Below are 13248 nucleotides of genomic sequence, written 5' to 3' on the forward strand. Positions count from 1 at the left end.
GAACAAGGCCAGTCATAGCAACCAGCCTTGTTCTATAACACTATTATAGAGCTGCATTCAAAGATTTATTTAATGACTATTCTTGAGGTACTGTGATCTCACCGCTAATAATTTTAGCTTTGTAATCTTCTACTTTAGCTAGAACATCAGCCGGAACATTCTTAGTAGATGTATCTGCAATACCTACTGCATTATCTTTAAGAGAAAGCGTTACAAGACCACCCTTAAATGTACCATCAATAACTTCTTGAGATACTTTTTTCACGGCTTCGTCTACGCGTTTAACCATGGATGTCAATGTAACTTCATCACCAAATTCTATTGATTGGTCTTTATCTACACCAATAACCCATACCTTTTGTCCTGCTTTAACACGTGCAGTAGCTTCATTAAATACACCCGTACCCGTTGCGCCAGCAGCATGGAAAATAATGTCTACACCATCATTGTACATTGTTGCAGCTGCTGCTTTACCTTGGTCAGGCTTATCAAAAGCACCCGTGTAGTTAATAGTTACTTTAGCATCTGGATTAGCAGCTTTTACACCAGCTTCGAAACCTGCTGCAAATCGAGTAATAACCGGAATCTTAGATCCACCAACGAAACCAATTTTGTTGGTTTTAGTCATAGAAGCCGCCACAACACCTACCAAAAAAGATCCTTCCTGTTCAGCAAAAGTAACCGATTGCACGTTAGGTGCATCAACAACACCATCAACAATCGCAAATTTAGCATCCGGATTCTTATCAGCTACTACTTTCACTGCATCACCAAGATCAAATCCAATTCCCCAAGTAAGAGCGTATCCATCCTTTACAAACTTGTTAAGATTAGGGATATAATTATCAGGTGATTTACTTTGTAAATATTGTACATCTGCTCCACCAGCTGCCTTCAAAGCTTGAAGAGCTTCCCAAGCAGATTCGTTAAACGACTTGTCATTAACTCCGCCTACGTCAGTTACCATTCCTACTTTGGCAACTGTTTTAGTCTCACCAGTTGGTGCGCCGCCTTCTGTTGCTTTTTCTTCATTTTTACCACATCCAGCAAGCACTACAGACAATGCCAATACCATTACCAGTGACAAATTAAATAACTTCTTCATTTCTTTTCCCCCTTTAAGAGTTGAGTCTCTAGTATACCCTTTTTCCTTAACAACATGAAAATTATACAATCTATACTATATAAAATCTAGTCCTAACGTAATTTAATGTTACATATTTCCAACATTTATTTATTTGTAAGCGCTTGAGAGCTTTTAATATTACTTAATATGTTAATTCTATGTAACAAAAAATTACATATAAGTATATTTAGTTCAGAATTTCATTCTTCTCAGTAAAAAAACCGCCGATTATGGCGGTTTCTAAAATTAATAACAATTACGCGTTAATCTTCTCTTTAGCTGCAGTAGCAATAGAGTTGAAAGCAGGAAGATCATGCACTGCCAAATCAGCAAGCATTTTACGGTTAACATCAATACCTGCTAATTTCAAACCATGCATCAATTTGCTATAAGACAAGCCGTTCAAACGAGCAGCCGCATTGATACGAACGATCCATAATCTGCGGAAGTTACGTTTGTTCTGACGACGGTCACGGTATGCATATACCAATGATTTCATCACTTGTTCATTTGCTGTTTTAAAAATACGGTGTTTCGATCCAAAATAACCTTTAGCGAGTTTCAATACTTTCTTATGTCTACGACGAACTACAAATCCGCCCTTTACTCTTGCCATATTCGTAAACCTCCCAATAAGTGTTGTTAATTATTTCAAGTTAGACAAACCTTGTTTCAAACGTTTTACATCTCCTGGAGCCATGACTGGGTTTGTGCCAAGCACACGTTTTTGACGTTTGGATTTATGAGACAAAAGATGGTTTTTGAAAGCTTTATAACGCATTACTTTACCAGTTCCGGTAATTTTAAAGCGGCCTTTAAGGCTGCTATGTGTTTTCATTTTAGGCATTATATTTCCTCCTCGGGATTATTGGGGCTTAGAAGCCAAAATCATAATCATGCTGCGACCTTCGAGCTTAGGAAAACGCTCAACTACGGAATACTCAGCAACTTCTTCCTTCACACGTTCCAGAATTTTCTGGCCAATGCTTGCGTGAGCAATCTCACGACCACGGAATCTTACAGAGCACTTCACTTTGTCGCCTTCTTTTAAGAATTTAACAACATTGCGAAGCTTCGTTTGATAATCATGTTCATCGATGTTGGCTCTGAACCATACTTCTTTGATATCCACAACTTTCTGATTCTTACGAGCTTCTTTCTCTTTCTTCTGTTGTTCATAGCGGAACTTACCGTAATCCATGATGCGGCACACCGGTGGTTTTGCCTGAGGCGCCATATTCACCAAATCGAGATTAAGATCCGTTGCCATCTGCAGTGCTTCACGTATCGGTGTAATACCGATTTGTTCTCCTTCTGCGCCTACCAACCGGACCTCTTTGGCCCGAATTTCGTCATTGATCATATGTTCCTTACTGATAACCGTCCACCTCCAGATTCTTTATCTAATATTTATTGTGTAAACAAAATAAAGGGATGCTGGTTCAATCTACCAGCATCCCATATTGATCAATAGTTCATGAAATATTACATTCATAAATCATTGGATCAAATACCAGCCGATATAAAATCGGTCAGGTGAGAAGCCGGTGCTTCTGCTTAAATCCAAATATTCTTCTAACGTACTAAAATAATATATCATACAACATATTGAATGTCAAACTATTTCTATAGTAAATTGTTATACTTGTTTGCTTTGAACGACTTCTTCCAATCTTACCACACGTGTATGCTCTGTATGACTCCATTGTTTGTTGTTCTGTGTGAAGAAAGCGTAGAAAGTAATTGGATACCAAGAAATCAAATAAATAGGGAACAATATTAGATAAGCATACACTTTCTTGAAGGTAACCTTCTCAAGAGCCATGGCAGCCATGAACGTAAGAATACTAGCTCCCACTGCAACAAAACTCAAGCCCAATGGTAAATATCCATAGATGTTAGCAATGTTAGGTCCATTAAATACAGCTGCATCTATACCCATAATGGCTGTCATGAGAAATGTTAGCAATACAATGTATACATTGACGCTATACAGCGCTAAGTCAAACTTAACGAGGTTTCGTTCTTTAATACTTTGCCACAACAAAGGAAAAAAGTAACGCCGTGCAACCGTAAAGTGACCTTGCATCCAACGAAGCCGTTGTCTAGAAGAAGCTTTAAAAGTTAAAGGCTTCTCATCAAATACTTTGGCATCGTAATTGAATTTCGGATAAATCCCTTTTTGAACACTTCGCATTGTAAATTCAAGATCTTCTACAAGGCTTGTTGCTCCCCATCCTATTTCTTTCAACATCTTAGTCTCAAAGCACATTCCTGTGCCCCCTAAGAAATTGGCCATATTCACATTATGACGAGAAAGCTGCCATAACCGATTAATATACCAATAGGAAATACCATAAGCTGCTGTAATCCAAGAATCCTCAGGATTCTTGGTATCAATATAACCCTGAATAACACGTGCTCCACCGCTCAGGTCATCATTCATTTCACTTAAGAAATTAGGTGCAGCTAAATTGTCAGCATCAAACATAACAACAGCATCATATTGACGAGGCATATCCCAAAGTTCCTTCAACATCCACTCAATCGCATAACCTTTACCCCGAAGATTGGTATTCGTACGGACGCATGCTTGTATACCATGTTCACGTACAATATCCGCAGTACCATCTGTGCAATTATCACAAATTACGAACACATCATATAATTCTTTCGGATAGTCTAAATTTTTCAAATTCTCCATTAGAGCCCCAACAACCTGCTCTTCATTATGCGCCGCGACCAATACGGCAAATGATTTGGTAGCAGGAAAATGTGCTTTCTTTTTCTTCCTGTACATACCAAATAGAGAGAATACGAATTGGTACACAGCAATCACGGCCAAGATGACTTGGAGCGTGATAAATAAGGCGTCCATCATAATTCTCTATACCCCCTTTTTAACCCCTACACATCATTTTTTCTATCTCTAGTTTTCTTTTTTCTTTCTGCACTGTTTCTCTTTATGACCCTTTTTATACATGTGCATTGAGATTGCCCTATTTGATTCTGTATGTTTTTTACGTTTTTGTCAAAATCCTTGTAGCACGATCTAAGCCAAAAAAGTCAATAATAATCGTGATCTACAGGTACTGTAAGCTTTCTGTCTCCTAATCGTGAGACCTAGTTCTTATTTTCATCATTTTGCTACCTTTTTATTTCTAAAGTCCCCCCTAATTTAAATTTACTATTCCTAAATAGTAGTATCTATATAATACAAACGGAATAAACAACGAAATTCGGATCTCACCTTAACAATTTAAACTGAATTATTTGCATTTGAATCATTGTACGTGTTAAATAGGGTGAAAGTCAAAAAGTCAGAAATTCCCCCCTCATTTGATTTAGTGTCTAAATTGAAAATAATTTCAAATTTAACTATGATAAAATGATAAAATGAATGATCTGTGTAAAGATTAATTTAAGTACTGTAGCCCACTAACGAACGTGATTTTATGCGTTCAGGCGATAGCGGAGGAATGGCATGAGACGTTTATTCTTGAGATTTCAATTATGGGACCGACACTTATTTCAATGGATCAACGGACGGCTTCATAACCCCTTTCTTAATTTCTGGTTGTACCATCTCACCTTTATGGGTGGAGCATCCTTTACGATTAGTATTAGTCTACTGACCTGGATATTCTTACCTATTCCTTGGAGTACAGCGGGCGCACAAGCAGCGGTGGCACTTGCAGTCAGTCACATTCCTGTAGCCATAGCTAAGAAAATATATCCGCGAGTCAGGCCTTACATTGCTTTACCGGATAGTAAAACATTTCGCAATCCTTTAAGTGATTATTCTTTTCCATCCGGTCATACTACAGCGGCTTTTGCCACTGCACTTCCTTTCATGCTGTCATTTCCGAATTTCGCACCACTTTTTTGTGGCCTCAGTGTACTGGTGGGATTCTCACGAATATACTTAGGATTACACTATCCTTCGGATGTTCTCGCAGGTGTCGCTATTGGAAGTTCTGTAGCGTCAATGACTGTTGCAATATGGTCCTAAAAATAAATATGGTAAAATAATGAAAAAACCTGTAGGGATAGGTGAAAGAAAAGTGACTAAAAAAAGAGTTTTATTATTGTCAGAAGGTTTTGGTGCAGGGCATACTCAAGCCGCCTATGCTCTATCCAGCAGTTTACGCAAACTGTCACCGGATATTCAGACAAAGGTGCTTGAGCTCGGCAGCTTCTTAAATCCCAAAGTTGCTCCTTTAATTATTACAGCCTACAAAAAAACGATCATTTCGCAACCTCGTCTAGTTGGAATGATGTATAGACATCAATATAAGAAATCACTCAATAGGCTTACTACTTTAGCACTACATCGTATCTTTTATACTCATACCAAATATATTGTCAAACAACTGCGACCTGATATCATCGTCTGTACACATCCCATCCCTAGTGCAGTCATTTCTCGATTGAAAAGACTCGGTATTAATGTGCCCTTGTGTACCGTTATTACTGACTACGACGCGCATGGAACATGGATTAGTCCTGAAGTTGATCAGTTCCTAGTTTCCACATCTAACGTAAAGTATAAACTTATGAGACATGGTGTGCCTTTGTCGAATATTCAGGTAACGGGCATCCCGGTTCACCCTGATTTCTGGGAACACCCAAGTAAGGAACATATTCGAGAGGAATTCAAGTTACTCGATATGCCTACTGTACTAGTGATGGCAGGGGGATGGGGAATCATTACGGATGACGTCGTCAATAACACCCTAGTACGATGGGCGGACGACATCCAAATCATTTTTTGCCTGGGGAATAACGATAAAACCCGTACACAAATGGAAAATAATAGTCAATACAACCACCCTAATATCCATTTACTAGGATTCACTCGTGAAGTCGATAAACTTATGGAAATCTCCGATATGCTAATAACTAAACCGGGAGGTATGACTTGTTCAGAAGGATTAGCCAAAGGTATTCCCATGCTATTCCACCACCCTCTACCAGGACAGGAAGAGGAGAACTCTCAATACTTTACTGCGCAGGGATTTGGTGAACCTATCACTTCAATTGAAGTCATTATCAAGTGGATGAACAAACTCATTCATGAATATGATCAGATCCGCTCCCGCCGAAATGAATATCTAGATCAGATCGCTAAGTACCACCCTATGCAAAGTGCTCAAAGCATTATTGATATGCTTGAATTAAACAAGGTGCCCTCCTAATAATAGAGGACACCTTGTTTTGGAGCTTCATACATTAGTTAATCAATCTCAGATTCAGTAAGAGCTGGTTTGTTCTCATTGAGACGATACTTTTGCATTTTCCCCTCATGATACCTTTGTAACGCAATCTCACCCACAATAACTTCACATCGATGGATCTGCATCCCTTTACCTACGAACTTGGATTCATACTCTGTCATGACATTCCATTCCTGAAGACCATCTCTGTGAAGATTCAATGAGATGTTGTTCATCTGTAGACCATAATCAGCAAACGAATTTAATGAAAATTCAAATAACGTTTCTGAGTCTGTCTTAAGATGAATCTCACCATTAGCGTTCAAGAATGATGCATATTTCTCCAAAAAACGAGGATGCGTCAAACGACGTCTTGCATGCTTACTTTTAGGCCATGGGTCACTAAAGTTAAGATATACACGTTCGAGTTCACCTGGGGTGAATACTTCTTCAGCATATTCAACGTTGGCTAAAGCCAATCGAAGATTAGGAGGAAGCTCTATTTGACGTTCAGACCAAGCAGCAATAGCTTTCTCGCTGGCACGGCGAACTAATTCATCATACATATCGATTCCTATGAAATTAATATCTGGGTTATTGTAACTCATTCCACTAATAAATTGACCTTTACCCATTCCAAATTCAACATGAATAGGATTGTCATTCCCAAATAACGCGGACCATTTCCCTTTATGCATTCGAGGGTCCAAAATAACAAGTTCCTTCTGTTCCTCCAGACTTTCCCGAATTCCTTTTCTTCCACGTAAACGCATGTCATTCCTCCACTTTCATTTCTATAAGGGAATCATTCCCGTAAGGTTGAGTAGTCACTATTGCAATATTGTGCCGAACTTATTGACAAATGTAAAGGGTATTATCATATATGACCACAGAAAAAGGAATTCCACTCTCCATTTTAAGGAGTTAACAGAATTCCTTTTTCAATTTATATTTGGAATTGGGGTCCAACAATTTGATTATTCACAGTCTCGTGAGTTGGCATGCTCGAATTTGAATGTCTTCTCAAAAGCAATGCGAATCTTACGACGGGCAGTCGCCTTCACTTCACGGTTTCCATTAAACCCTACACCCGTTAACGCAAGTGCTTCATCCGGCGTAAGTTGTACCGAAATGTTCTTACCCTCTAATTGAGCTATTGAATTCATGAATATCACCTCACGGTATTATTGTGTTCCATGACGCCATGAAATTTGAATTCTATTATAAATATACCCTCTAAGCTGCTATTTGAATCCATTTAAAACATAACATAAAATGTAAGTTCCAACAAGGAACATATCTCCTATTTTCAGCCTTTAATTCCACAGCACTAACATTAACTTTTATCTTTTTTTTTGTTACAATAGATGATGTGTATGTATTCTAGACAAAGCGCTTCAAGAAGGAGTCCTCATGAATTATTCAGCTAGTCCTATTCCACTTCTGTGGAAGGATAAAAAATTTCATACCTGGAATTACGAAATGCACCAACAGTTTAACGATAAAGTTTTTAAGGTCATGCTTGATGCTGGATTCACTTGTCCGAATCGCGACGGTTCTATAGCTAAGGGTGGCTGTACTTTCTGTAGTGCTCGAGGATCTGGAGACTTTGCCGGTAGTCGGCGTGACGACCTCGTGACCCAATTTAACAACATTCGTGATAAGCAGCATTTAAAATGGCCTAATGCACAATATATCGGCTATTTCCAAGCCTATACGAACACCTACGCTCCTGTGGAGCAGTTAAGAGAATACTTTGAAGTTATTTTGGAACAGCCTGGAGTCGTTGGTCTGTCCATCGCGACACGACCTGACTGCTTGCCTGATGATGTAGTCGAATATTTAGCAGAACTGAACGAACGAACCTACCTGTGGGTGGAAATGGGACTTCAGACCATACATGATTCCACTTCAGACCTTATTAATCGGGCTCATGATACACAGTGCTATTTAGACGCAGTAGCTAAGCTACGTAAACATAATATACGTGTCTGTACACATATTATCTACGGACTCCCTGGTGAAGACCATGATATGATGCTAGATACGGGCCGCGCTGTTGCACAGATGGATGTTCAGGGTATCAAAATCCATTTACTACACCTTATGCGCAAAACACCTATGGTGAAGCAATATGAGGCAGGACTACTTCGTTTCCTAGAGAAAGATGACTATGTCAAATTAATCGTCGATACATTAGAGATACTTCCTCCCGAAATAGTCGTTCATCGATTAACAGGTGATGCGCCACGTGACCTTCTGATTGGCCCCATGTGGAGCCTCAAAAAGTGGGAAGTTCTAAATGCCTTCGATGATGAACTTAAACGGCGTGATACTTGGCAAGGAAAGTATTGGAGGAAAGCTTAATATGGGGTTTCTATCCGTCCTTAGCTTTGCTCACAAACTAGTCTCAGAGCGAATTACTTCAGGAGATGTCGTGGTGGATGCTACGATTGGAACGGGCACAGATACACTATTCCTATCCCGCTCAGTAGGACCACGTGGACATGTGTTCGGATTTGATATTCAACAGGAAGCTTTAGTTCTCACTCAACAAAGACTAGATCACAATGCACACATGCCCCTGTCCCCTGTCACATTGTTCGCCCAAAGTCATGCAGATATGAATATAGCCATATCCACTCAGCATCACGGTCATCTCGCTGCAGTGATGTTCAATCTTGGCTACTTACCTTCGGGAACGTCAGATAAACAAATTATTACGATGGCAGACAGCAGTATCATGGCGCTTGATGCAGCACTATCCCTTCTCAAACCCGGCGGTATTATTACAGTGGTTCTGTATCCAGGTCACCCAGGTGGGGAACAAGAGGCAGATGCCGTAACGGCGTGGGCATCTTATATAGAACAATCTGTAGCACAATCGATTATCTATCGACAATTGCAGCGTTCAGATGCCCCCTATGTCATAGCATTGGAGAAAAAATAAAACACCGAGAGGAAGATAATGATGACTAAACCGTATCCGTTACGATTTCAACCTGAATTCAAAGAAAGAGTGTGGGGTGGACGAGCACTGGAGCAATTCGGACTTGAACTACCTGAAGGACACATTGGTGAGGGGTGGATGATCGCTGACCACCCAAACGGTATAAGCATTGTCAATAACGGTAAACTGGCTGGACAAGGTCTTGATCAAATTCGTGAACAATATGGTAAGGAATGGTTTGGAACTAAGGGCTTTTCTGAGGTCAATGGTCGATTCCCACTACTCATTAAATTGTTGGACTGTAACGATGACTTATCTGTGCAAGTCCATCCTACAGATGATTATGAAGGCTTACCAAAGGGTGAATTAGGCAAAACAGAAATGTGGTATGTTCTTGATGCTAAACCAGGTGCCACGATCATATATGGTTTAAATGATGGTGTTACGAGAGAAAGCTTAAAAGAAGCTTTACTACACGGGACTGTTCTTGACTGTCTAAGAGAAGTTCCTGTGGCAACAGGTGATACCTTCTATATCCCTGCTGGCACAGTCCATGCTCTATGTGCTGGAGTAGTGGTTGCCGAGATTCAACAGAATTCCGATACAACCTATCGTCTATATGACTACAATCGTCCAGGATTGGATGGCAAACCTCGTGATATCCACATTGAAGATTCATTGAATGTAACTGCTTATGAAGGCTCTGGAGCTTCCATGATGAAGACAGATGCAACTCAAGCAGGAGAATGGCTTCAACTCGCACACTCACCTTATTTTGTAGTTGAGAAGGGAATTGTGTCTGGAAGTTGGAAGCTTGCGACTCAACCTGAGAGTTTCACCATCCTCGTCATCTGTGAAGGTAGTGGTACGTTGGCTTGGGCTGGAGAATCACAAGACTACAAAGCAGGTGAGTGTTTTCTTCTACCTGCTAATCTAGAACAATATGAGCTTAAGGGAAATGCTACTGTACTTCGCTCATATTTGCCTTAATCCCTTAAAGAAGGTACTTGATTCTCATCGAAAGGAGTAGATATTCTTTGCAACAACAATCATTTACGATGATCAATAATCAACAAATGAATATCCATGTATACGAATGGCTCCCAGAGAATTCTATGCCGATCAAGGGTATTGTTCAAATTGCTCATGGAATGGCAGAAACAGCGAAACGATACGAACGGCTAGCTCTCGTACTTACCGAGATAGGCTATGCAGTCTATGCTCATGACCAACGTGGTCATGGCCAAACTGCATCAACCGTCGAACGCTTGGGAGACTGTGGTATAGATGGATTCAATGGCATGGTACAAGACATTCTAGATCTTAACGGTGTTATAGAAGACAAACACGAGGGTCTTCCCCATTTTTTACTTGGTCACAGTATGGGGTCTTTTCTGACACAGCGTATTATGGAGTGCCATGGGGAATTATTCTCAGGTTATATGCTATCTGGAAGCAATGGTCCTCGTAGTAACCTATCACTGGGGAAAAATTTAGCTCATTTACTCATTAGAATACAAGGTGTATCTCATCATAGTTTACTTATGAACGCCCTCATATTTGGTCAATATAATCGCCACATATCTCCTTCTCGTACTCCATTTGATTGGTTATCTCGAGATGAGAAAGAGGTGGACAAGTACATTAATGACCCATTCTGTGGTGAGGTCTGTACGGCTAGATTCTTCCGTGATTTCTTCAAATTATTACAAGGGATTCAGAAACCCTCTGCCTATGATAGCATTCCAAAACATAAACCTATCTATATGTTTTCTGGCGATGACGACCCGGTTGGAATGTACGGAAAAGGTGTATCTCGCCTCCATGATATATACTGCAAACTAAATATTGCAGACGTTGAATTTCATTTATATCCAGGTGGACGACACGAGATGCTGAATGAAACCAATCGTGATGAAGTCACTGCTGATCTTGTAAATTGGCTAGAGAAGCATGTACAGTGTTGATAAATGATCCGCTACGTGGGAATATCTTCAGTGAACGCTAGATTATGAATTAGAGTCTTAATTCGTTCCACGTAAGTATGAGTTACATAAATCAACAAAAAGGCTGCATAGTCCATAATGGATTGTGCAGCCTTTTCATCTATTTATCATATCAGGAAGATCAATATGGTTACTAAGTATACTCTACTCTCTGCTATGACTGAATCACTTCAGAAGCAATAGTACTAGTAAAGTAAAGTGGACGCTGACTCTCATCTTGTTGGTAGAGAACAATCAATAACGTCTGCTGATCTGATCCTTTAAGCTCAGTACCAGTAACCACCGATTGAATCACTTCCTCTAAATTGAAAGGAAGGTTGTCCACAACCATATGTTTCTGTAGATCACGTTCTTGAAGTCCCAAAGCTGCAAATTCCTGCGACACTTCACTTGGACGCTCAATAAGCATCTTGAGGTGAGCGTTCCATTCCTCTTTAGACAATCTTGAATCCCACCAAATTTTACGTGGCTTGTATTTGTGATTCATGAAATAATCCAGCTTCATAAGCCCTAGAATTATTTCCATACGCTGAACACCGCGATACTCAAGGAATGACTGAAGACGGGTAAACAAATCTTCTAGCTGATGACCAATCTTCTGCCAACCTTGTCCTTCCCAGTAATCACCGAAATCCTGGAAGAAGTCAAATGGTGTCTGGAATTCATACTTCATCAAATACTTCAATGTATGATCCATCCGATGAGCGTTCCAATATTTCTCAAGAACATCCTCGAGCCGCTTCAGATGGATTATATCGGCAAATGAAAGCTTATGACTGCTTAGAATTTCATATGGGGCATTCTCCATATATATATATTGATATTTCTCTGCGTCGTTACGAAGCCCTGTTCCTCTAAGCATTTTGAGAAAACCAAGCTGTAATTCTTCTGGTTCCATAGCAAATACATCATTGAATGTTTTACGGAATGTGTCGTAGTCCTCTTCCGGTAATCCTGCAATAAGATCAAGATGTTGATCAATGTTCCCACTAGCTTTGATCGTATTAACTGTTCTAGACAACTTCGTGAAATTCTGACGACGCTTCACTAATTCGTTCGTTGGATCATTCGTAGACTGAACACCAATCTCAAAACGAAATACCCCTGGTGGAGCATTCTCAGCCAAATAATCTAGCACCTCTGGCCGCATAATGTCAGCTGTAATCTCAAACTGGAATACACAGCCCCCATGGTTCTCAATGAGGAACTCGAACATTTCCATAGCATAACTACGATTGATGTTAAATGTGCGATCTAGAAACTTAATAATTTTGGCCCCATTATCGATCAGGTAAAGGAGATCAGATTTCACATGTTCAATATCGTAATAACGAACTCCTACCTCAATACTGGAAAGGCAAAATTGGCAGTTAAAAGGACAACCTCGACTGGTCTCGAAATAAACAATACGTTTACCTAGATCGGGAATATCTTCTGCGAAACGGTGTGGCGTAGGTAGCGTATTCAAGTCGCTCTTAGGACGAGAAGGATTGATGATAATTTCCTCTTCCTTGCGGTAAGAAGCACCATATACATAATGGAATTTCCGATCCCCTGCAATGGTCTGTAGCAAATGATGAAAGGTTTCCTCACCATCGCCCATTACGATATGATCAATATTCTTCACTCGATCCATCCAATAACTCGTATCATAGGAAACCTCAGGTCCTCCTACAACAACGGTAACTCCAGGCATCACTTTTTTGACGATATCAATAACTTTAATGGTCTCTTCGATATTCCAAATATAGCAGGAGAACCCAATGACATCGGGCTTTCTCTGATACAGATCAGATACAATATTCATCACAGGATCTTTAATCGTATATTCGGCCAATTCAATATCGAACTCTTTCTCGCTATAAGCCTTCAAAAGACGGATGGCCAGCGATGTATGGATATATTTTGCGTTTAAAGTAGACAGTACAACTTTCATCATTCACGACCCTC

At 40.0% G+C, this 13248-nt stretch carries 14 protein-coding genes; 6 read left to right on the forward strand and 8 right to left on the reverse strand.

Annotation, left to right across the window (positions count from 1 at the left end):
- Positions 1-76: 76 nt before the first annotated feature.
- From UB51_RS15885 to UB51_RS15905, 5 genes are all read right to left on the reverse strand, one after another.
- A complete protein-coding gene (locus tag UB51_RS15885) occupies positions 77-1105 on the reverse strand; it encodes a BMP family lipoprotein (protein WP_044878146.1) in 1029 nt (342 codons plus the stop codon).
- 277 nt (positions 1106-1382) lie between these two features.
- On the reverse strand, positions 1383-1742 hold the full coding sequence (gene rplT / locus UB51_RS15890) for a 50S ribosomal protein L20 (RefSeq protein ID WP_044878147.1): 360 nt from the start codon (positions 1740-1742) through the stop codon (positions 1383-1385).
- A 30-nt stretch (positions 1743-1772) separates the two neighbouring features.
- On the reverse strand, positions 1773-1973 hold the full coding sequence (gene rpmI, locus UB51_RS15895) for a 50S ribosomal protein L35 (protein WP_044878148.1): 201 nt from the start codon (positions 1971-1973) through the stop codon (positions 1773-1775).
- Positions 1974-1991: 18 nt separating this feature from the next.
- On the reverse strand, positions 1992-2489 hold the full coding sequence (gene infC, locus UB51_RS15900; protein WP_044878149.1) for a translation initiation factor IF-3: 498 nt from the start codon (positions 2487-2489) through the stop codon (positions 1992-1994).
- Positions 2490-2765: 276 nt separating this feature from the next.
- Positions 2766-4007, reverse strand: a complete 1242-nt coding sequence (locus UB51_RS15905; protein ID WP_044878150.1) for a glycosyltransferase family 2 protein — start codon at positions 4005-4007, stop codon at positions 2766-2768.
- 603 nt (positions 4008-4610) lie between these two features.
- Between UB51_RS15905 and UB51_RS15910 the strand changes: the two genes are divergently transcribed.
- Both UB51_RS15910 and UB51_RS15915 read left to right on the forward strand, forming a co-directional pair.
- A complete protein-coding gene (locus tag UB51_RS15910; RefSeq protein WP_044878151.1) occupies positions 4611-5138 on the forward strand; it encodes a phosphatase PAP2 family protein in 528 nt (175 codons plus the stop codon).
- A gap of 52 nt (positions 5139-5190) precedes the next feature.
- The gene (locus UB51_RS15915; protein WP_044880201.1) at positions 5191-6324 is read left to right on the forward strand and encodes a UDP-N-acetylglucosamine--LPS N-acetylglucosamine transferase; all 1134 of its coding nucleotides are present in this window, start codon (positions 5191-5193) and stop codon (positions 6322-6324) included.
- 38 nt (positions 6325-6362) lie between these two features.
- Here UB51_RS15915 and trmB read toward each other — a convergent pair whose 3' ends face one another.
- Positions 6363-7115, reverse strand: coding sequence for a tRNA (guanosine(46)-N7)-methyltransferase TrmB (gene trmB, locus UB51_RS15920; protein WP_044878152.1), 753 nt, complete (start codon positions 7113-7115; stop codon positions 6363-6365).
- A gap of 204 nt (positions 7116-7319) precedes the next feature.
- The gene (locus tag UB51_RS15925) at positions 7320-7508 is read right to left on the reverse strand and encodes a hypothetical protein (RefSeq protein WP_044878153.1); all 189 of its coding nucleotides are present in this window, start codon (positions 7506-7508) and stop codon (positions 7320-7322) included.
- Between the two features lie 247 nt (positions 7509-7755).
- Between UB51_RS15925 and UB51_RS15930 the strand changes: the two genes are divergently transcribed.
- From UB51_RS15930 to UB51_RS15945, 4 genes are read left to right on the forward strand one after another with little or no spacing between them, the layout of a single operon-like run.
- Complete coding sequence (locus tag UB51_RS15930) at positions 7756-8709, forward strand: tRNA modification radical SAM protein MnmL/YtqA (RefSeq protein ID WP_044878154.1); 954 nt, start codon at positions 7756-7758, stop codon at positions 8707-8709.
- A gap of 1 nt (position 8710) precedes the next feature.
- The gene (locus UB51_RS15935; protein WP_044878155.1) at positions 8711-9292 is read left to right on the forward strand and encodes a tRNA 5-(aminomethyl)-2-thiouridylate-methyltransferase MnmM; all 582 of its coding nucleotides are present in this window, start codon (positions 8711-8713) and stop codon (positions 9290-9292) included.
- Between the two features lie 21 nt (positions 9293-9313).
- Positions 9314-10282 (forward strand): type I phosphomannose isomerase catalytic subunit, encoded by a 969-nt coding sequence (locus UB51_RS15940; protein ID WP_044880202.1) that lies wholly within the window; start codon positions 9314-9316, stop codon positions 10280-10282.
- A gap of 47 nt (positions 10283-10329) precedes the next feature.
- Entirely contained in the window at positions 10330-11259 is a 930-nt protein-coding gene (locus UB51_RS15945) for an alpha/beta hydrolase (protein WP_199924942.1), read from the forward strand.
- Between the two features lie 193 nt (positions 11260-11452).
- Here UB51_RS15945 and UB51_RS15950 read toward each other — a convergent pair whose 3' ends face one another.
- Entirely contained in the window at positions 11453-13234 is a 1782-nt protein-coding gene (locus UB51_RS15950; RefSeq protein WP_044880204.1) for a B12-binding domain-containing radical SAM protein, read from the reverse strand.
- Positions 13235-13248 lie beyond the last annotated feature (14 nt).

The organism is Paenibacillus sp. IHBB 10380 (assembly GCF_000949425.1).
GTDB lineage: Bacteria > Bacillota > Bacilli > Paenibacillales > Paenibacillaceae > Paenibacillus_AQ.

Coding starts and splice junctions, on each gene's coding strand:
- UB51_RS15885 (WP_044878146.1), bottom strand. CDS start 1,105: ATGAAGAAGTTATTTAATTTGTCACTGGTAATGGTATTGGCATTGTCT.
- rplT (WP_044878147.1), bottom strand. CDS start 1,742: ATGGCAAGAGTAAAGGGCGGATTTGTAGTTCGTCGTAGACATAAGAAA.
- rpmI (WP_044878148.1), bottom strand. CDS start 1,973: ATGCCTAAAATGAAAACACATAGCAGCCTTAAAGGCCGCTTTAAAATT.
- infC (WP_044878149.1), bottom strand. CDS start 2,489: ATGATCAATGACGAAATTCGGGCCAAAGAGGTCCGGTTGGTAGGCGCA.
- UB51_RS15905 (WP_044878150.1), bottom strand. CDS start 4,007: ATGATGGACGCCTTATTTATCACGCTCCAAGTCATCTTGGCCGTGATT.
- UB51_RS15910 (WP_044878151.1), top strand. CDS start 4,611: ATGAGACGTTTATTCTTGAGATTTCAATTATGGGACCGACACTTATTT.
- trmB (WP_044878152.1), bottom strand. CDS start 7,115: ATGCGTTTACGTGGAAGAAAAGGAATTCGGGAAAGTCTGGAGGAACAG.
- UB51_RS15925 (WP_044878153.1), bottom strand. CDS start 7,508: ATGAATTCAATAGCTCAATTAGAGGGTAAGAACATTTCGGTACAACTT.
- UB51_RS15930 (WP_044878154.1), top strand. CDS start 7,756: ATGAATTATTCAGCTAGTCCTATTCCACTTCTGTGGAAGGATAAAAAA.
- UB51_RS15935 (WP_044878155.1), top strand. CDS start 8,711: ATGGGGTTTCTATCCGTCCTTAGCTTTGCTCACAAACTAGTCTCAGAG.
- UB51_RS15940 (WP_044880202.1), top strand. CDS start 9,314: ATGACTAAACCGTATCCGTTACGATTTCAACCTGAATTCAAAGAAAGA.
- UB51_RS15950 (WP_044880204.1), bottom strand. CDS start 13,234: ATGAAAGTTGTACTGTCTACTTTAAACGCAAAATATATCCATACATCG.